The following is an 18,021-nucleotide window of genomic DNA, read 5'->3' on the forward strand; positions in this document are numbered from 1 at the left end:
TAACGAGACGAAGGCTCTCCCAGTCATGTCTGAGAACACTGGCGCCGACCACGCGGCGGCGTCGTACAGGACCGCGGGCGTCGACATCGACGCGGGTGACCGAGCGGTCGAGCTGATGAAGGAGTGGGTGAAGAAGACGCGGCGCCCCGAGGTCCTCGGCGGCCTCGGCGGTTTCGCCGGCCTCTTCGACGCCTCCGCCCTGAAGAGGTACGAGCGTCCCCTGCTCGCCTCCGCCACGGACGGCGTCGGCACCAAGGTCGACATCGCCCGCCGCATGGGCGTCTACGACACCATCGGGCACGACCTGGTCGCCATGGTGATGGACGACATCGTGGTGTGCGGCGCAGAGCCGCTGTTCATGACCGACTACATCTGTGTCGGCAAGGTCCACCCCGAGCGGGTCGCCGCCATCGTCAAGGGCATCGCCGAAGGCTGTGTCCTGGCCGGCTGCGCCCTGGTCGGCGGGGAGACGGCCGAGCACCCCGGCCTGCTGGGCGAGGACGACTTCGACGTCGCCGGGGCCGGTACGGGCGTCGTGGAGGCCGACCGGCAGCTCGGCCCGGACCGCATCCGCAAGGGTGACCGGGTCGTCGCCATGGCCGCCTCCGGGCTCCACTCGAACGGGTACTCGCTGGTCCGGCACGTCCTGCTGAACCAGGCCGGGCTCGCCCTGGAGAGCCGGATCGACGAGCTGGGCCGCACCCTCGGGGAGGAGCTCCTGGAGCCCACCCGGATCTATTCGCTGGACTGCCTGGCCCTGATCCGCACCACCGAGGTGCACGCCTTCAGCCACGTCACCGGCGGAGGCCTCGCGGCCAACCTGGCCCGCGTCGTCCCGGACGGGCTGCACGCGGTCGTGGACCGCTCCACCTGGAGCCCGGCCCCGGTCTTCGACCTCGTCGGCCGGACCGGCTCGGTCGAGCGCCTGGAACTGGAGCGCACCCTCAACATGGGCGTCGGCATGATCGCGATCGTGCCGGAGGAGTCCACGGACGCGGCGCTGACCACGCTGGCCGACCGCGGTGTGGACGCCTGGGTGGCCGGCGAGATCACCGACCGCGGCGAGCACGCGACGGGAGCGGCACTGGTGGGTGACTACGCGAGCTGATGCAGGACGAGCCCACCGAGCGGCGGGCCGAGCACGGTGACTCCCCGCGCGGGCCGGCGGACCGGGGCCAGTGGACCCGGTACCACCGGGCCGCGCCCGGAACCCGGGGCGTGCCCGGGGCGTGCGGGCAGCACAGAACCCGGTCGGTGACCGGAGTCACCGACCGGGCTGATGAATCAGTGCAAGGTCAAGCGCCACGACGTTGGGGAGAGGACTGGCCGTCCTCGTCCTCGTCGTCGTCCTCATAGAGGTCGGCGTACCGTGCGTACAGGTCGTCCTGCTCATCGTCCTCGACCGGGTCACCGTTGACATTCGGTGACGTGTTCGAAGGCGATGCACCCAGCTCCTCGGCCAGACGTGCGAGGTCCGTCCCGCCGCTGTTGTACTTCAGCTGGCGGGCGACCTTTGTCTGCTTGGCCTTGGCCCGGCCGCGCCCCATGGCTCGACCCCCTCAACGACGGGGCTCGACGGCCCCAGAGTCTTGACACGCGTTCATAGTCCGGAACGGACTCTCCGTGGAGAGGCCGGTCCGTAGGGCTCCCACGGTACCTGAGCCCACGCCCATACGGTACGTCGCCCGCATGACGTGCCCCCTTCCGTGACCCTTACGGCACCCTGTTCTCGCAGGTCAACTGCGATTTCAAGCACTTGTCGAGGGCCGACCCGCCGGGAGAAGTGAGAGTTCTCTCGAAGTACCCCGCCGCGGGTACCGGCCAAACGTACGAACAGTGTCCGGACGGGGCGGGGGCGGGCCCGTCGGCCCGCCCCCGCCCCGCATCGGCGTTCCTGTCTGCGGTCCTGTTTACGGTTCACAGCCCGTTTCAGCGCGCCGCGCGGGCCTCCGCCATCCGCTGCTCGGCGATCCGGTCGGCTGCCGCGGCCGGCGGAATCCCGTCGTACTTCGCACGTGCGAAGATTGCGAGCGTGGTGTCGAAGATCTTCGCCGCCTTCGCCCTGCACCGGTCGAAGTCGAAGCCGTGCAGCTCGTCGGCGACCTGGATGACGCCGCCGGCGTTCACCACGTAGTCCGGCGCGTAGAGGATCCCGCGGTCGGCGAGGTCCTTCTCCACACCCGGATGGGCGAGCTGGTTGTTGGCGGCGCCGCAGACCACCTTGGCGGTCAGGACCGGCACGCTGTCGTCGTTCAGCGCACCACCCAGTGCGCAGGGGGCGTACACGTCCAGCCCCTCGGCCCGGATCAGCGCCTCGGTGTCGGCGACGGCCGTGACGCCCCGCGGGTGCCGGTCCAGGACCCGCCGCACGGCCTCCTCGCGCACGTCGGTGACCAGGACCTCCGCGCCCTCCTTGAGCAGGTGTTCCACCAGGTGGTGGCCGACCTTGCCGACTCCCGCGATGCCGACCCTGCGGTCGCGCAGCGAGGGGTCGCCCCACAGGTGCTGGGCGGCGGCCCGCATGCCCTGGTAGACACCGAAGGAGGTGAGCACCGAGGAGTCGCCCGCGCCGCCGTTCTCCGGGGAGCGGCCCGTGGTCCAGCGGCACTCGCGGGCCACGACGTCCATGTCCGCGACGTAGGTGCCGACGTCACAGGCGGTGACGTACCGGCCGCCCAGTGAGGCGACGAACCGGCCGTAGGCGAGCAGCAGCTCCTCGGTCTTGACCGTCTCGGGATCCCCGATGATCACTGCCTTGCCGCCGCCGTGGTCGAGACCGGCCAGGGCGTTCTTGTACGACATCCCGCGGGCGAGGTTCAGCGCGTCGGCGACGGCCTGCTCCTCGGTCGCGTACGGGTAGAAGCGCGTACCGCCGAGGGCGGGGCCCAGGGCGGTGGAGTGGAGGGCGATGACGGCCTTGAGGCCACTTGCACGGTCCTGGCAGAGCACGACTTGCTCGTGACCGCCCTGGTCCGAACGGAACAGGGTGTGCAGGACGCCGTCAGATACGTCGGTCACGGTGGTGACTCCTGAGTAAGTAGCGGCGGGTGGACGCAGATCCCGAAAACTCCCCCGCCGCTTGTGGCGATGGGGGAGCCCGCGGAGGCTGTGAGCACGAGATTAGGCCCTGCCGTGCCCGAGAGCGGCGCCGTGTCCAGGATCACGCTCCCGTGGTCACTCCCGGGGTGTCACCGTGCGACCATTTGCCTGGATTGCCCGTGCGTCCGCGTCCCCCCGCGCGCGCGTGAGCGGGCCCGCAGGTTTTCGCGCCGGTGCGCGGGGGAGGGAGCAGGCGTGCCCAAGGTCTCCTCGGTGGTCGTGCCCTACGCGACCTATCTGCGCGTGTACGAACCACTGGCCGCCTTCCCGGAGCCGGAGCGCGGCCACTGGGCACGGTACGCCCGTCGCACCGACCTCCCCTCCTACCAGGACGAACTCCGCCGGGCCCTGGCCGACGTCGTGCCCACCCCGCCGGTCCCGGTCCCGGTGCGGGAGAGCGACGACGCGTTCGTGCTGGAGGTCGACGGAGTGGTCTGCGTCTGCCCCTGGCGCACCCGGCTGCGCGGCTGGCAGGCCCTGGGCGAACTCGCCGAGGAGTTTCCCCTGCCCGTCCTGGACGCGCTCCTGCCCCCGTTCGTGCGACGCCAGGCCGCCGAGGACTACGAGCGCTGGCTGGCCGCCCACCCCGACGCCCGGCCGTGGATCCGCACGGCGACCTGGCAGGTGCCGATCAACTGGTTCGTGCTGGTCTCGGACGAGGAGCGCGAGTACGACAAGGGTTCCGCCGACGCGGGTTCCACCGGGGCTCCCGTACTGCGCTACCGGACGCCCATGGTCGAGGCGCGGCGGCGGGTGGCACGCGGACTGCGGGCGCTGAAGGACAGCATGGACGGAGGGCCGCTGATCGACGGCCTGGTGGACGTCGGGCGCTGGCTGGAGGAGTTCCATCCGCGCTCACTGGTCGAGCTGGACTACGGCGGCCTGGTGCACGTCCTGCCGGCCGGCGCCCTGGAGGACGACCACTCGGCGGCCGACGTGGCCGAGGGGATCGCGGCCCTGCGCCGCGGCGACGGAGTGGCCGCGGGGGAGGCCTACGGGCGACTGGTGGAGCGGTGGCGTTCCGTACGGGATCTGCGGTCGGCCAACTGACGTCCGCCGCACGGCCGAGGCGGCGAACGGGCGTTTGACCAAACGCCCTTCTTGGGGTTTTGTCGTCGCCCTGAGGTTCCGTCAACCCGAACCCGACAACGGACGTAGATGCCGATCCGGGCGTATGTCCCAAGCCGGTCAAGCGTGACGGACCGCACGTACGCGGCCCTTGCGCCCCTTGCACCCCCTCGTGCCAAAATAGGACAAGGAGTCCGGGAGGACTCCTCCGTCCTGCTGTGCTCGACTATGGGCGGAATCTCAGCATTGCCCGCTTCGGGGGGTCGAGTGGCTCCTGATCTCGCCTGTGACTGATCGTCACAGGCGAGTGACTGTCCGCTATGGCATGGTCCATCGGCTTCCGCGGCTGATGAACACCTGGGAGGGCAATTCCATCGGTTTGGCCGACGCGGCTGGACGGATGGTGTAGTTGTAGTGCCGAGGACAAGCCGTTCGTCCTATAACCGACTCGACCCGCGTCCACCATTTCGGGCAACGCGGGTCAAGGTGCAGAATTTAGAGGAAAGAACCGAGAAGGTTCGGTTCTCCCGAGGAGGCCGCTCATGACCGCTCGCACCCCTGATGCCGAGCCGCTGCTGACCCCGGCTGAGGTCGCCACCATGTTCCGCGTGGACCCGAAGACGGTCACGCGTTGGGCGAAGGCCGGCAAGCTCACGTCGATCCGCACGCTCGGCGGGCACCGCCGCTACCGCGAAGCTGAGGTCCGCGCCCTGCTCGCGGGCATTCCGCAGCAGCGCAGCGAGGCCTGAACAACTGAATAACCCGGACGAACCGGCTGGTCCCCCAACTGGTCGAGGCGTTCGGAACCACAGCTCCACACGACGCGGGGACTGCCCCAACAGGCCCCTCTCCCACGCCGAACAGGACTTTCCAGGCAGCTGCACAGGGTGCGTCGTCGATCGCGCTGGACTCCGCCGAGTCCAGCGCGATTTTTTTGTGCGGTGGGCTGCCGGCCGGTCGGTGCGAACGCTCGGTGATCGGTGCTGGCGGAGGCCCCGGAAAGGCCGGCCGGGTGGGCCGACGGGGGCTTCGTGCGCGAGCTTGTCCGACTCTGGGGGCGACTGTGGGGCCATCTGTGCGGAGGCTCGTGCGGGCCCCTGAGGAGGGTGCAATTGTACATATTAAATTGACTTGGCATAGGGCGGGAGTAAGTACCGCACATTCCAAAACTCATACGGTGACACCCGTCACATGCCGGCTGGGTTGTTGAGCCACCGGCATATGCGCTAGAGGGGGCGGGCGTCGGTGCGAGGCGAGCAACTCGACGGTGGGGCCCGGCAACTGGGTGACTGGGGCGGTGCCCTCGCCCTCGACGGGCTCCGGCGGCCGCTCTGTGCCTCCGGTGGGTTCCGTGGATTCCGCGGATTCGGTGTGCTCGGCGGGGCGGGGGAGGAAGTCGTGGGGAGCGGAGTCCATCGCCAGCCGCAACAGGCGGTGACAGACGGGACAGTGGCGGGTGAGGTGCCCCCCGAACGACGACGCGGCCGACAGGTGCGCGCGGAGCAGCGCCCGCGTTTCGTGCCTGGCCGATGCGGTCATGTGCCACCTCCAGAGGGCCGCACGGAGAGCGGCCTGCCCTGCTGTCCGGGGTACCCAGGGAATCCCGCCCCGTCAAGGCACGGGGAGTTCCGCCGGGAAGCCTCAGAGGCGCTCGACACGGGGCGCGGGGCCCTGGAACTCGCGGGACCACCTGATAGGCCCTCACGCCGCCGGTGAGGGCCTTAGGGCGGCGAATGACAACGCCGCGAGGGGGAGTGGGAGAGAGGGTGACGGCGAAACCTGGTGAGAAGGGCCTCACCGTTACGGCGGCCGCCGCGGGCGCGACCTGGTCGTGGATACGGCGAAGGGGCCCGCGCCCCATGGTGCGGGCCCCTTGGTGGATGCGGTCCTGACGGGGTTCGCCGTGTCCGACGGCGGCTGCCGCCGCGAGCGCGGCCTCTGCCCCGGCCTGGTCCCGGGTACGGCGAAGGGGCCCGCACCGTACGGTGCGGGCCCCTTCGTGAAAGCGGTCCTGACGGGATTTGAACCCGCGGCCTCCACCTTGACAGGGTGGCGAGCACTCCTAACTGCTCCACAGGACCAGGTTTCGCGGCGCGATTACCTTCTTGCGCTGCGAGAAGAGACTGTACAGGAGTCGTGGCCCGCTGGTCGAATTCACCCTGCGTGCCGCTTCCGTCACGGAACTGCGGCGTCGATCGCCTTCACGATCCGCTTGTCCGACACCGGGTACGCCGTGCCCAGCGCGTGGGCGAAATAGCTGACCCGGAGTTCCTCGATCATCCAGCGGATGTCCAGCACCTGCTGCGGCACCGGCCGCCCCTGCGGCATCTGCTCCAGCAGCCAGGCGTACTCGTCCCGCATCTCCTGGACCTTCTCCATGCGGGTCGTGTCCCGCTGGGCGTTCGCCGGCATCTGCTGCAGACGACGGTCCACGGCCACCAGGTACCGCATCAGGTCCGGCAGCCGCCGCAACCCCGTCTCCGTCACGAACCCCGGCTTCACCAGGGAGTCCAGCTGTCCCCGCACATCCTGGAGGTTCGCCAGCAGCGCGGGGCTGCGCACGCTCTTCAGCCGGCGCTCGCACGCCTGCCAGGCGGCCAGTACCTGCTGCACCTGATCCACCGCACGGACGGTCGTGTCCACGATCTCCGCGCGCACCTTGTCGTACAGCTTGCGATACGACTCCTCGTCCCACACGGGCCCACCGAAGTCCGCGATCAGCCGGTCCGCCGCCGCCATCGCGCAGTCGTCGAACAGCGCCTGGATCGAACCGTGCGGATTCGCCGACAAAGCGAGCTTCTGGGGGTTCGTCAACTTTTCGGATGCGAACTTCGCGGGACTCACCGAGATGTTGCGCAGGATCAGCCGACGCGTGCCCTTCCACATCGCCGGCTGCTGCTCCGCCTCCGTGTCGAAGAGCCGTACGGAGACCGTGTCGCCGTCGTCGACCAGTGCCGGGAACGCCTTCACCGGCTGACCGGCCCGCCGTGTCTCGAAGACGCGGGTCAGTGTGCCGACGGTCCAGTCGGTCAGCCCCGTACGCTCCAGGGACTCGCCGCCCCGGCGTTCGGTCGTGGCGGCCGCCGCCCGCGAGAGCGCCTTGCGGGCCTTCGGCTTGAGCCGGAGCCGGAGCGCTTCGAGGTCCTTGTCCTCGTCGAGTTTGCGACGACGCTCGTCGACGATCCGGAACGTGACCTTCAAATGGTCGGGGACCTTGGACCAGTCGAAGTCGTCTGCGTCGAAGGGCACCCCGACCATGCGCTTCAGCTCACGCGCCATCGTCGTGGTCAGCGGCTCCTGCAGCGGAACCGCTCTCTCCAGGAACGCCTTCGCGTAGTTCGGCGCCGGCACGTAGTTGCGGCGGATCGGCTTGGGGAGGGAACGGATCAGCTCCGTGACGACCTCCTCCCGCAGACCCGGGATCTGCCAGTCGAAGCCCTCCTCCGTGACCTGGTTCAGCACCTGGAGCGGAACATGGACCGTCACCCCGTCCGCGTCCGCACCCGGCTCGAACTGGTACGTCACCCGGAACGTGAGGGCGCCCTGCCGCCAGGAATCCGGATAGTCGGCCTTGGTGACGGCCTCCGCCGACTCACGGATGAGCATCTCGCGCTCGAAGTCGAGGAAGTCCGGCTGCTCGTGCCGCTTGCGCTTCCACCACGAGTCGAAGTGGGCCCCCGACACGACATGTTCGGGAACCCGCTGGTCGTAGAAGTCGAACAGGGTCTCGTCGTCGACCAGGATGTTCCGGCGCCGCGCCCGGTGCTCCAGCTCCTCGACCTCGGTGAGCAGCCTGCGGTTGTCCGCGAAGAACTTGTGGTGCGTGCGCCAGTCACCCTCGACCAGGGCATGGCGGACGAACAGCTCGCGCGACACCGAGGCGTCGATCCGACCGTAGTTCACCTTGCGGTGGGCGACGATCGGGACGCCGTACAGCGTGACCTTCTCGTACGCCATCACCGCGGCCTGGTCCTTCTCCCAGTGCGGTTCGCTGTACGTGCGCTTCAGCAGATGCCCGGCGAGCGGCTCGACCCACTCCGGCTCGATCTTCGCGTTGACCCGGGCCCACAGCCGGGACGTCTCGACGAGCTCCGCCGACATCACGAACCGCGGAGGCTTCTTGAACAACGCCGAACCGGGGAAGATCGCGAACTTGGCGTTGCGCGCCCCCACGTACTCGTTGCGCCCGCCTCCGTCCTTGCGTCCGCTCCCGTCCTTGCGCCCGGCCGCACCGGAGTCCTTCGACTCCTTCACGTCCTTCATCCCGATGTGGGAGAGCAGACCCGCGAGCAGCGAGACATGGATACGGTCCCCGGGCGCGTCCTCCTCGTTGAGGTGGATGCCCATCTGCTTGGCGACCGTGCGCAACTGCGTGTAGATGTCCTGCCACTCACGGATCCGCAGGAAGTTCAGATACTCCTGCCTGCACATGCGCCGGAAGGACGACGAGCCGCGCTCCTTCTGCTGCTCGCGCACATAGCGCCACAGGTTCAGGTAGGCGAGGAAGTCGCTGGTCTCGTCCCGGAACCGTGCGTGCTGCTGGTCCGCCTGGGTCTGCTTGTCGGACGGCCGCTCACGCGGGTCCTGGATGGACAGCGCCGCCGCGATCACCATCACCTCGCGGACACAGCCGTTGCGGTCCGCCTCCAGCACCATGCGTGCCAGCCGCGGGTCGACCGGCAGCTGGGCCAGCTTCCGCCCGGTCTCCGTCAGCCGCTTGCGGGGGTCCTTCTGCGCCGGGTCCAGAGCGTTGAGCTCCTGCAGCAACTGCACGCCGTCCCGGATGTTCCGGTGGTCCGGCGGATCGATGAACGGGAACTTCTCGATGTCGCCCAGACCCGCCGCCGTCATCTGCAGGATGACCGACGCCAGGTTCGTACGGAGGATCTCCGCGTCCGTGAACTCCGGGCGGGCGTCGAAGTCGTCCTCGCTGTACAACCGGATGCAGATGCCGTCCGACGTACGCCCGCAGCGGCCCTTGCGCTGATTGGCGCTGGCCTGCGACACCGGCTCGATCGGCAGCCGCTGCACCTTGGTCCGGTGGCTGTACCGGGAGATACGGGCGAAGCCCGGGTCGATGACGTACTTGATGCCCGGCACCGTCAGCGACGTCTCCGCCACGTTGGTCGCGAGAACGATCCTGCGGCCGCTGTGCTGCTGGAAGACACGGTGCTGCTCGGCGTGCGAGAGGCGCGCGTACAGCGGCAGCACTTCGGTGAACCTGTACTGCTTCTTCGTCAGCGCGTCCGCCGTGTCCCGGATCTCCCGCTCACCGGAGAGGAAGACCAGGATGTCGCCCGGCCCCTCGGCCATCAGCTCCTCGACCGCGTCCGTGATCGCGGTGATCTGGTCACGGTCGGCGTCCTGCGAGTCCTCCTCGAGCAACGGCCGGTACCGGACCTCGACGGGATACGTACGACCGCTGACCTCGATGATCGGAGCATCGCCGAAATGCCGGGAGAACCGCTCCGGGTCGATGGTCGCCGAGGTGATGACGACCTTCAGGTCCGGGCGCCGCGGCAGCAGCTGAGCGAGATACCCCAGCAGGAAGTCGATGTTCAGCGACCGCTCGTGGGCCTCGTCGATGATGATCGTGTCGTAGGCGCGCAGCTCCCGGTCCGTCTGGATCTCGGCGAGCAGGATGCCGTCGGTCATCAACTTCACGAAGGTGGAGTCCGGACTCACCTGATCGGTGAACCGCACCTTCCAGCCGACGGCCTCCCCGAGCGGAGTGTCCAGCTCCTCGGCGACACGTTCCGCCACCGTGCGGGCGGCGATCCGGCGGGGCTGTGTGTGCCCGATCATCCCGTGGACGCCCCGGCCCAGCTCCATACAGATCTTCGGGATCTGCGTGGTCTTGCCCGAACCCGTCTCGCCCGCGACGATCACCACCTGGTGATCGCGAATGGCCTCGGCGATCGTGTCCTTCTTCTGGCTGACCGGCAACTGCTCCGGATACGTGATCACCGGGACACGCGCACGCCGCCCGGCCATCCGCTCCTCGGCCTTCGTGACCTCCGCCGCGATCTCGTCGAGCACAGCGGTCCGGGCCTCCGGCTTGCGGATCTTGCGTGCGCCTTCGAGCCTGCGCCCGAGCCGCTGCGCATCGCGCAGTGAGAGCTCGGTCAGGCGGGAGGCGAGGGCTCTGAAGGAGGGGGCGTCGGGAGGGGACGCGGAAGCGGAGACAGGTTGCGTGGACATACGGGAACCAGGATCTCATCATCGAGAATTTTGTGGCCAACAGTTTTGGCGGTGCGGCGCACGCGAACACCCCCTCCGGGGACCCGGAGGGGGTGTGGTTGTGGCTGGGGCCGGGGTCGAACCGGCGACCTATCGCTTTTCAGGCGATCGCTCGTACCAACTGAGCTACCCAGCCACGAGGTTTCACGTGAAACCTCAGCGGTCCTGACGGGATTTGAACCCGCGGCCTCCACCTTGACAGGGTGGCGAGCACTCCTAACTGCTCCACAGGACCAAGCTCCGTACGACAGTGTCGCACAGGGTGGTGCGTGCCCCCAACGGGATTCGAACCCGTGCTACCGCCTTGAAAGGGCGGCGTCCTAGGCCGCTAGACGATGAGGGCTATCGGCCCGCCTGGGCGCTTCTCAGCGCGTCGGGGACGTGAGAAGCATATGGGATGGCGGGAGCGATCGCCAAAACGATTTACGGGGTGCTCGCCGAGGGGGGGTGGGGCGGGGACTGGGACGGGGATTCGGAGGGGGATTCGGAGGAGGGATCGGACGGCGTCGCGCCCGGCTGGTTCTCCTCCGGGAGGTGGCGGCTGACCTCTGCCGTCGTGAGACCCAGGCCGCCCAGCTTGATCGCGTCCCAGGCCTGGAGGCGGCGTGTGTCGCGGTCGAAGTAGAGGATCGAGGTCTCGATCGGATCGGGGTGTTCGCCCTCGATCGCCCGCAGGCCGCTGCCGCCGGTGGAGCCCTCGGTGCGGAGCCGGGTGCCGTACTTCATGACCTCCGTCTTCTGACGGTGGATGTGCCCGGCCAGGACGAGGGGCACCGTGCCGTCGACCTCGCGGGCCGCCGACGGTTCATGGGCGACGGCCACGTCGACCGGGGTGCCGGCCGCCTTCTGGTCGCGCAGGGCGGAGGCGAGGCGGGCACCGGCGAGTTCCTGGGACTGCTCGGCTCCGGGTTTCTTGGACCGGTCCGGGGTGAACTGGGGGTCGCCGGTGCCGGCGAAGCGCAGGCCCGCGATGGTTTCGGCCCGGCCCTCGTCCAGGACGTGGACGTTCTTGAGGCCTTCCAGATAGCGCTGGGTGACCAGGGAGTCGTGGTTGCCGCGGACCCAGACATAGGGGGCGCCGAGGTCCTCGACGGGGTCGAGGAAGCCGTTCTCGGCGGCGGTGCCGTGGTCCATGGTGTCGCCGGAGTCGACGATGACGTCCACCCGGTACTGCTCGACGAGCGAGGCGATGATCGCCCAGCTCGCGGGGTTGAGGTGGATGTCGGAGACGTGCAGGACCCGGATGGTGGTCGGGTCGGGCTGGTAGGCGGGGAGCGTGGAGGTGGCGTCGTAGAGCTTCGTCACGTTGGTGACCAGGCGGGCCAGCTCTTTCTGGTAGACGTCGAACTCGGTGACGATGCTGCGGGCGTTGCCGACCAGGGACGGCGCGGAGGAGAGCAGCCCGGAGAACTTCGGTTCGAGGACGGAGTCCGGGTTCCAGGTGGCGTACGCGGTGCTGCCGGACGCGGCCAGCAGGGTGAGGGCGAGGCCGCCCGCGGCCAGGGCGCGGCGGGGTCGGCGGTAGACGATGAGGCCGAGCGCGGTGGCGCCGGTGACGACGGCGACGACGGAGCGTACGGCGAGGTCGGCGGTGCCGCGGGCGATGTCCTGGGTGACTTCGTCCTGGAGCCCGGAGAGGCGTTCGGGGTGGTCGACGAGGGCCTGGGATCGGGCGGGGTCGAGCTGGTCGACGTTGACGTCGAGACGGACGGGGGCGGTGTGGCTGTCGAGTTCGAGGGCGCCCAGGGGAGAGACGTTGATCTTCGTGCCGCCGGTGAGGGAGGGGCGCAGGGTCATGGTCGTGTCCATGGGGCCGACCGGGACCCGGACGTCGCCCACGACCAGCAGGCCGAGCCAGGCGCCCAGCAGAACGACGGCGATGAGTCCCAGGACCCGCTTCCAGGGGCGGGGGCGGGGGGCGAGCGCGGTGGTCGTCGCCGGAGGGACGCGGCGGCGGGAGCGGTGGCGGCGACCGAGTGCGCGCGGGTCCTTTGGGGAGCGGTGTCGGAGGTTCCTGACTACGGAGGGGACGCGGACCATTGGTCCCGTATGCCCATACGGAGCAGTCGATATGCGGGGTGTCCGATGGCGCTCGCACGGACGGCTCATGGCTGACAATGGCGGTGTGCTGGAGATGACGCGTGGGGAGTTCGAGGAGCTGGTGGCCGAGGCGCTCGACCGGATTCCGCCGGAGCTGACGAGGCTGATGGACAACGTCGCGGTGTTCGTCGAGGACGAACCCCCCGCGGACGATCCCGAGCTGCTGGGGTTGTACGAGGGAACTCCGTTGACGGAGCGGGGTGAGTGGTACGCCGGCGTGCTGCCGGACCGGATCACCATCTACCGGGGCCCGACCCTGCGGATGTGCGAGTCCCGGGAGGACGTCGTCGCGGAGGCGGAGATCACGGTGGTGCACGAGATCGCACATCATTTCGGGATCGACGACGCCCGACTGCACGCTCTTGGCTACGGGTAGGTCACCGGTCTGTCACTGGTGCGTTGTTGGCGTGTCCTCCTGCGGGCGGCGGGAGTTGGACACATCGACCCAGCATCGCGACCGGAGGTGGCCTCGTGCGCCCCTTGTACGTACCCGTCCGCCTGGCCGCCACCGTCGTGGCCGTCGTCGCCGCCGCCGGCTGTATGAGTATCGGTGAGGACGGGGCGGGCGGGGCCGCCAAGCCGTCGCATTCCGCGGGCCGGCCGGGTGGTGCGGCGCCCGACGGGGGGCTGCCGCCGGGGCCGGGAGGTGCGGACGGCCAGGGCGGCGCGGCGGCCGAGGGCGAGCGCGGGGGCCGTGCGGGCCAAAAAGGGAAGGGCAAGCGCGAGAAGGGCAGGGCGGGGGCGTCGGCCTCGGCCGAGGCGTCGCCCTCCGCGGGGGTGAGCGGTCCGTCGCCGGACGACACCGGGCGGCCGGGTGGGCCGCCGGAGCCGACGGCGCCCGACAGCCGGCCCGATCCACCGGAGCCGAGCCGGCCGTCGGACCCGGAGCCGGCACCCCCGCCGCCGGAGCCGTCGGTCACACCGGAGCCGACGGTCGCGGAGCCGTCCTCGCCGGCGCACGAGCCGCCGGAGACCCAGTTGGCGCGGCGGGAGCCGGCGCCGGAGGCGGGGGCGCCGGTGTAGCGGCTTCTCCAGCGTTTCCTCGCCGGTATGCGCACTTGTCCTGCCGTCCTGTCGATGCGTGGGCCGATTGGCCTTCACTCTGCTGACCTGCGGGTCTGCGGAATGAGGGGAGATCGGTTTGCTTTCGGTGGGGGAGGGTGCGTATGGTGGCAGATCGTTTGATCCTATTTGCCCGGCGCCACTGCAGAGCGCGCCGTGTGGCGCGTACTCTCCCCTTACCGTGGTGGACCGCATCGAGGCGGTCATATTGCGAATCGCGAATCACGGAGTTGACGGGCGCGTGCCGAAGAGACTCCGGAAGGTTTCGCATTCGTATGCCCATCGCCAGCACTGATCACGTCGTCGTGCCCGAGACCCCTGAGAACGCAGGGAGCTCGGTGGACACCGACATCACCGACGTCGCCGCCGACACCGTCGCCGACGTCGCCGACGACGGTGCCACCGACGACACCGACAACACCCCCGAGCTCACCTTCGCCGACCTCGGCCTTCCCGAGGGCGTCGTGCGCAAGCTCGCGCAGAACGGCGTGACCAGCCCCTTCCCGATCCAGGCGGCGACCATCCCGGACGCCCTGGCCGGCAAGGACATCCTCGGCCGGGGCCGTACCGGCTCCGGCAAGACCCTCTCCTTCGGTCTGCCGACGCTGGCCACGCTGGCCGGTGGCCGGACCGAGAAGCACAAGCCGCGGGCCGTCATCCTGACGCCCACCCGTGAGCTGGCCATGCAGGTGGCCGACGCCCTCCAGCCCTACGGCGACGTCGTCGGCCTGCGCATGAAGGTCGTCTGCGGCGGCACCTCCATGGGCAACCAGATCTACGCCCTCGAGCGCGGTGTCGACATCCTCGTCGCCACGCCCGGCCGGCTGCGCGACATCATCAACCGTGGCGCGTGCTCCCTGGAGAACGTGGAGATCGCCGTCCTCGACGAGGCCGACCAGATGTCCGACCTGGGCTTCCTGCCCGAGGTGACGGAGCTGCTGGACCAGGTTCCGGCGGGCGGTCAGCGGATGCTGTTCTCCGCGACGATGGAGAACGAGATCAAGACCCTCGTCGACCGGTACCTGAAGGACCCGGTCAGCCACGAGGTCGACGCCGCCCAGGGTGCCGTCACGACCATGTCGCACCACATCCTGGTCGTGAAGCCGAAGGACAAGGCGCCGGTCACCGCGGCCATCGCCTCCCGCAAGGGCCGCACCATCATCTTCGTCCGCACCCAGCTGGGCGCGGACCGGGTCGCCGACCAGCTGCGCGAGGCGGGTGCGAAGGCCGACGCGCTGCACGGCGGCATGACGCAGGGCGCGCGGACGCGGACACTGGCCGACTTCAAGGACGGCTACGTCAACGTCCTGGTCGCCACGGACGTCGCCGCGCGCGGTATCCACGTCGACGGCATCGACCTGGTGCTGAACGTCGACCCGGCCGGCGACCACAAGGACTACCTGCACCGGGCCGGTCGCACGGCGCGCGCGGGCCGTACCGGCACCGTGGTCTCCCTCTCGCTGCCGCACCAGCGGCGCCAGATCTTCCGGCTGATGGAGGACGCGGGCGTGGACGCCACGCGCCACATCATCCAGGGCGGCGCGGCCTTCGACCCGGAGCTCGCCGAGATCACCGGGGCCCGGTCGATGACCGAGGTCCAGGCGGAGTCGGCGGGCAACGCGGCACAGCACGCGGAGCGTGAGGTCGCCCAGCTCACCAAGGAGTTGGAGCGGGCGCAGCGCCGCGCGTCCGAACTGCGTGACGAAGCGGACCGGCTGGTCGCCAGGGCCGCCCGGGAGCGGGGCGAGGACCCGGAGACGGCGGTGGCCGAGGCGGCCACCGAGGCGGCCCAGGCCCAGACCGCGGTCTCGCTGCCGGAGCAGCCGACCGCGCGTGACACGGAGCGCTTCGAGCGTCCCGAGCGCCGGGACGGCTTCCGCCGTGACGACCGGGGTGACCGTGGCGACCGCGGTGGTCGTTCCTTCGAACGCCGTGACGGCGACCGGGGCGGGTTCAACCGTGACCGCGACAGGGACCGCGACCGTGGCGGCTTCCGCCGTGATGACCGTGGCGACCGCGGTGACCGTGGCGGCCGTTCCTTCGAACGCCGTGACGGCGACCGTGGCGGGTTCCGCCGTGACGACCGCGGGGACCGCGGTGGCTTCCGTCGCGACGACCGGGGCGAGCGCGGCGACCGTGGCGGTTTCCGTCGCGACGACCGGGGTGAGCGCGGCGACCGCGGCGGCCGTTCCTTCGACCGTGACCGCGGTGGCCGTTCCTTCGAACGCCGTGACGACCGCGGTGGGTTCAACCGTGACGGCGACCGTGACCGTGGCGGCTTCCGTCGCGACGAGCGTGGCGGCCACCGCGGCAGCGACCGTCCGTTCAACCGTGACCGCCAGGGCGACCGCCCCGGCTTCCGTTCCGGTGCCTCCCACGACCGCCCGTACGGCCGCCGTGACGACCACCGCGGTGGCGGCTCCTTCGGCCGCCGCGAGGAGAAGCCGCGCTGGAAGCGCAACGGCTGATCCCGGCGCACCGGACCGACCCGGGAGGGCCCGCACGACATCCGTCGTGCGGGCCCTCCCGCGTTTTCCACGGGACACGTCCGGGTCCCCCTCGCCGATACCCGATCAAAGAAGCGCCCACATCCCGCTATGCTCGTGGGGGCAACATCGCCAGGGGCCCTTAGCTCAATTGGCAGAGCAGTGGACTTTTAATCCATTGGTTGTGGGTTCGAGTCCCACAGGGCCTACCGGTGCGGGGGAGGGGCAGCCCCCTCCGACCTGCTCTCTTCGGCGTCCGGGCCGGCTTCGGTCGACCCGGACGCCGTTTCGTTGTCCCGTTGTCGGGCCCCAGAGCGGGCCGACCGGTGGTCAGCCCGTTGATCGCGAAGACCCACATCGACCGGGACAGGGCCAAGCTCCGGGCCCGTGACCGGGCCCAACTGGCGGTCCTGACCTGCGGATCCGGCCTGGTGACCCCGCGCGACGCGTGCCGTCGACGGCCCCCTGCGCCCGCAGGCCGGTGCGTCATGGCGCGGTGCGGGTTCGTTCAGCCGCGGGAGACGGACTGTTCGATGAGGTCCACGGTGGCGCGGGGGTTGTCGACCTCGAGGACGAGCCGGTCGTAGTGCTCGGCGTCGGCGAGTTCGATGACGATCGCCTTGTCCGGGTTCTTCACGTCCCAGAACAGGCGTTCACCGTTGCGGCGGAAGCGGCCCGCGGTGATCAGTCCGGGGAAGTAGGAGCCGGCGACGCGGACGCCCTTGGGTTCGCGGGCCATGCCGGGGTCGTGGGTGGCGCCGCGTACGTGGGCGAGGGGGATCTCCAGGCGGCTCTTGAGGGTCCAGAGCTTGTCGAGGCCCTGGAACTCGGCGGTCAGTACGCCGCGTTCGCGGTCGATGGAGATCAGGGCCATGTCAGTGCTCCTTGGGAGTGGTGGCCGGCAGGGCGCGCAGGCGCAGGCGGATACCGAGGACGGTGGAGGCGAGTCGGGGGGCGGCGTCACCGTGGGAGGGGCGCAGGGCGTCCTCCAGTGCTGCGATCCCTTCCGCGACCAGTGCGGCGACCTCCGGGTCGTGGGGTGCGCGTTCGGCGGCGGCGAGGAGGAGGAGTCCGGCGGCCGGACCGTTGTCGTACGAGGCGGTGGCGGTGGCCAGTGCCTGCGCGGGGTCGGTGAGGGTGGCGATGGCCGCGGTGGTCGGGTGGATCTCGTGGTCGAGGTGCCGGCGGAGCGCGGTCAGGTGCAGGCTCCGTTTCGAGCCGAAGACCTTGTAGAGACTGCCCCGGTGGATGCCGGTGGCGGTGACCAGGTCGTCCACCGAGGTGCCCTCGAAGCCGTGGGTGGCGAAGAGGGCGGCTGCGGTGCTGACGGCCTGATCGGTGTCGAAGGCGCGTGGTCGTCCCATGGCCATGACGGTACGGGGTATGAGAACGATCGGTCAAGAACGAGCGTTCTTGAATTGGGCAGCAGCGGGCCGCACCGGGTCGCGCTGGGTCGCGAGGCTGCGGGCGCTCAGGCCGGGCGGCCGTCCTCGGGGTCCGTCCGGAGGGTGAGGCGGTGGTGGGCCGCGCGGGCGTGGGCCAGGCGGGAGGCGGCCGTGCCGACGAGGGCGGCGGCGAGCAGGCAGCCGAGCCAGAACGTGTCCCTGGGGCCGGCCCAGGTGAGGGTGCCGGTGGGCGGTGTCGCGAAGCCGTTGAGGAACAGCCAGCACAGGACGGCCGTGCCGGGGGCCGCGGTGAACCGTGCGCACACGCCGAGGACGGCGGCGAGCAGGGACAGGGCCACCAGGAAGAGCCCGGGGCGGTGCGGGCCCACGGCCGTGTGGAGGAGCGCCACCAGGGCCGGCGCGCCGCCGAAGGCGCCCGCCCATATCAGCGGAGTGGCTACGGGCCGGGGGACCGGCCGCGGGCCGGTGCCGACGGTGACCCACTCGATCATGCCGGTGCCTTGGTCGTCATGCTGCCGCTTCCCTGGAGTGCACCCCGGGTTTCCCGGGCTGATTTTCGC

Annotated in this window: 14 protein-coding genes, 5 tRNA genes and 1 pseudogene; 8 read left to right on the forward strand and 12 right to left on the reverse strand. The window is 70.2% G+C overall.

Annotation, left to right across the window (positions count from 1 at the left end; translation table 11 throughout):
* Nucleotides 1–25 precede the first annotated feature (25 nt).
* Nucleotides 26–1,108, forward strand: coding sequence for a phosphoribosylformylglycinamidine cyclo-ligase (gene purM, locus AB0I73_RS24285; RefSeq protein WP_363040594.1), 1,083 nt, complete (start codon nt 26–28; stop codon nt 1,106–1,108).
* Between the two features lie 187 nt (nt 1,109–1,295).
* Here purM and AB0I73_RS24290 read toward each other — a convergent pair whose 3' ends face one another.
* Both AB0I73_RS24290 and AB0I73_RS24295 read right to left on the reverse strand, forming a co-directional pair.
* Nucleotides 1,296–1,547 carry a DUF3073 domain-containing protein gene (locus tag AB0I73_RS24290; protein ID WP_109376443.1) on the reverse strand — a complete coding sequence of 84 codons (252 nt, stop codon included), beginning with the start codon at nt 1,545–1,547 and terminating at the stop codon, nt 1,296–1,298.
* Nucleotides 1,548–1,929: 382 nt separating this feature from the next.
* Nucleotides 1,930–3,018 carry a Glu/Leu/Phe/Val dehydrogenase dimerization domain-containing protein gene (locus AB0I73_RS24295; protein ID WP_363040596.1) on the reverse strand — a complete coding sequence of 363 codons (1,089 nt, stop codon included), beginning with the start codon at nt 3,016–3,018 and terminating at the stop codon, nt 1,930–1,932.
* A 276-nt stretch (nt 3,019–3,294) separates the two neighbouring features.
* Between AB0I73_RS24295 and AB0I73_RS24300 the strand changes: the two genes are divergently transcribed.
* Entirely contained in the window at nt 3,295–4,149 is an 855-nt protein-coding gene (locus AB0I73_RS24300; RefSeq protein WP_363040598.1) for a hypothetical protein, read from the forward strand.
* 560 nt (nt 4,150–4,709) lie between these two features.
* Entirely contained in the window at nt 4,710–4,916 is a 207-nt protein-coding gene (gene bldC / locus AB0I73_RS24305) for a developmental transcriptional regulator BldC (protein WP_003949541.1), read from the forward strand.
* A gap of 421 nt (nt 4,917–5,337) precedes the next feature.
* Here the strand turns inward: bldC and AB0I73_RS24310 are convergent, their stop codons facing one another.
* From AB0I73_RS24310 to AB0I73_RS24340, 7 genes are all read right to left on the reverse strand, one after another.
* Nucleotides 5,338–5,706: a DUF6274 family protein gene (locus AB0I73_RS24310; RefSeq protein ID WP_363040600.1), complete on the reverse strand. Its 369-nt coding sequence runs from the start codon at nt 5,704–5,706 to the stop codon at nt 5,338–5,340.
* Nucleotides 5,707–6,173: 467 nt separating this feature from the next.
* A tRNA-Asp gene (locus AB0I73_RS24315) sits at nt 6,174–6,248 on the reverse strand.
* Between the two features lie 94 nt (nt 6,249–6,342).
* Complete coding sequence (gene hrpA, locus AB0I73_RS24320) at nt 6,343–10,368, reverse strand: ATP-dependent RNA helicase HrpA (RefSeq protein WP_363040602.1); 4,026 nt, start codon at nt 10,366–10,368, stop codon at nt 6,343–6,345.
* 101 nt (nt 10,369–10,469) lie between these two features.
* A tRNA-Phe gene (locus AB0I73_RS24325) sits at nt 10,470–10,543 on the reverse strand.
* A 24-nt stretch (nt 10,544–10,567) separates the two neighbouring features.
* Nucleotides 10,568–10,642 (reverse strand) — tRNA-Asp (locus tag AB0I73_RS24330).
* A 35-nt stretch (nt 10,643–10,677) separates the two neighbouring features.
* A tRNA-Glu gene (locus AB0I73_RS24335) sits at nt 10,678–10,750 on the reverse strand.
* 80 nt (nt 10,751–10,830) lie between these two features.
* Complete coding sequence (locus tag AB0I73_RS24340) at nt 10,831–12,447, reverse strand: metallophosphoesterase (protein WP_363040604.1); 1,617 nt, start codon at nt 12,445–12,447, stop codon at nt 10,831–10,833.
* Between the two features lie 85 nt (nt 12,448–12,532).
* Here AB0I73_RS24340 and AB0I73_RS24345 point away from each other — a divergent pair, with 85 nt between their 5' ends.
* The 5 genes and pseudogenes from AB0I73_RS24345 to AB0I73_RS24365 all read left to right on the forward strand — a co-directional run.
* A complete protein-coding gene (locus tag AB0I73_RS24345; RefSeq protein ID WP_055593280.1) occupies nt 12,533–12,883 on the forward strand; it encodes a metallopeptidase family protein in 351 nt (116 codons plus the stop codon).
* Between the two features lie 95 nt (nt 12,884–12,978).
* A complete protein-coding gene (locus AB0I73_RS24350) occupies nt 12,979–13,530 on the forward strand; it encodes a hypothetical protein (RefSeq protein WP_363040606.1) in 552 nt (183 codons plus the stop codon).
* Nucleotides 13,531–13,844: 314 nt separating this feature from the next.
* Entirely contained in the window at nt 13,845–16,037 is a 2,193-nt protein-coding gene (locus AB0I73_RS24355; RefSeq protein WP_363040608.1) for a DEAD/DEAH box helicase, read from the forward strand.
* A gap of 154 nt (nt 16,038–16,191) precedes the next feature.
* Nucleotides 16,192–16,264: transfer RNA gene (locus AB0I73_RS24360), tRNA-Lys, on the forward strand.
* 105 nt (nt 16,265–16,369) lie between these two features.
* Nucleotides 16,370–16,498: pseudogene (locus tag AB0I73_RS24365) on the forward strand (DNA-binding response regulator); the annotation flags it as partial.
* A 65-nt stretch (nt 16,499–16,563) separates the two neighbouring features.
* On the opposite strand, the gene AB0I73_RS24370 reads toward AB0I73_RS24365, so the two are convergent.
* The 3 genes from AB0I73_RS24370 to AB0I73_RS24380 form a co-directional block, all read right to left on the reverse strand.
* The gene (locus AB0I73_RS24370) at nt 16,564–16,929 is read right to left on the reverse strand and encodes a hypothetical protein (protein ID WP_363040610.1); all 366 of its coding nucleotides are present in this window, start codon (nt 16,927–16,929) and stop codon (nt 16,564–16,566) included.
* A gap of 1 nt (nt 16,930) precedes the next feature.
* Nucleotides 16,931–17,419, reverse strand: coding sequence for a TetR/AcrR family transcriptional regulator (locus tag AB0I73_RS24375; RefSeq protein ID WP_363040612.1), 489 nt, complete (start codon nt 17,417–17,419; stop codon nt 16,931–16,933).
* A gap of 107 nt (nt 17,420–17,526) precedes the next feature.
* The gene (locus AB0I73_RS24380) at nt 17,527–17,952 is read right to left on the reverse strand and encodes a DUF4118 domain-containing protein (RefSeq protein ID WP_363040614.1); all 426 of its coding nucleotides are present in this window, start codon (nt 17,950–17,952) and stop codon (nt 17,527–17,529) included.
* Nucleotides 17,953–18,021: the final 69 nt, after the last annotated feature.

It is taken from the genome of Streptomyces sp. NPDC050388, from assembly GCF_040655635.1.
Lineage (GTDB): Bacteria > Actinomycetota > Actinomycetes > Streptomycetales > Streptomycetaceae > Streptomyces.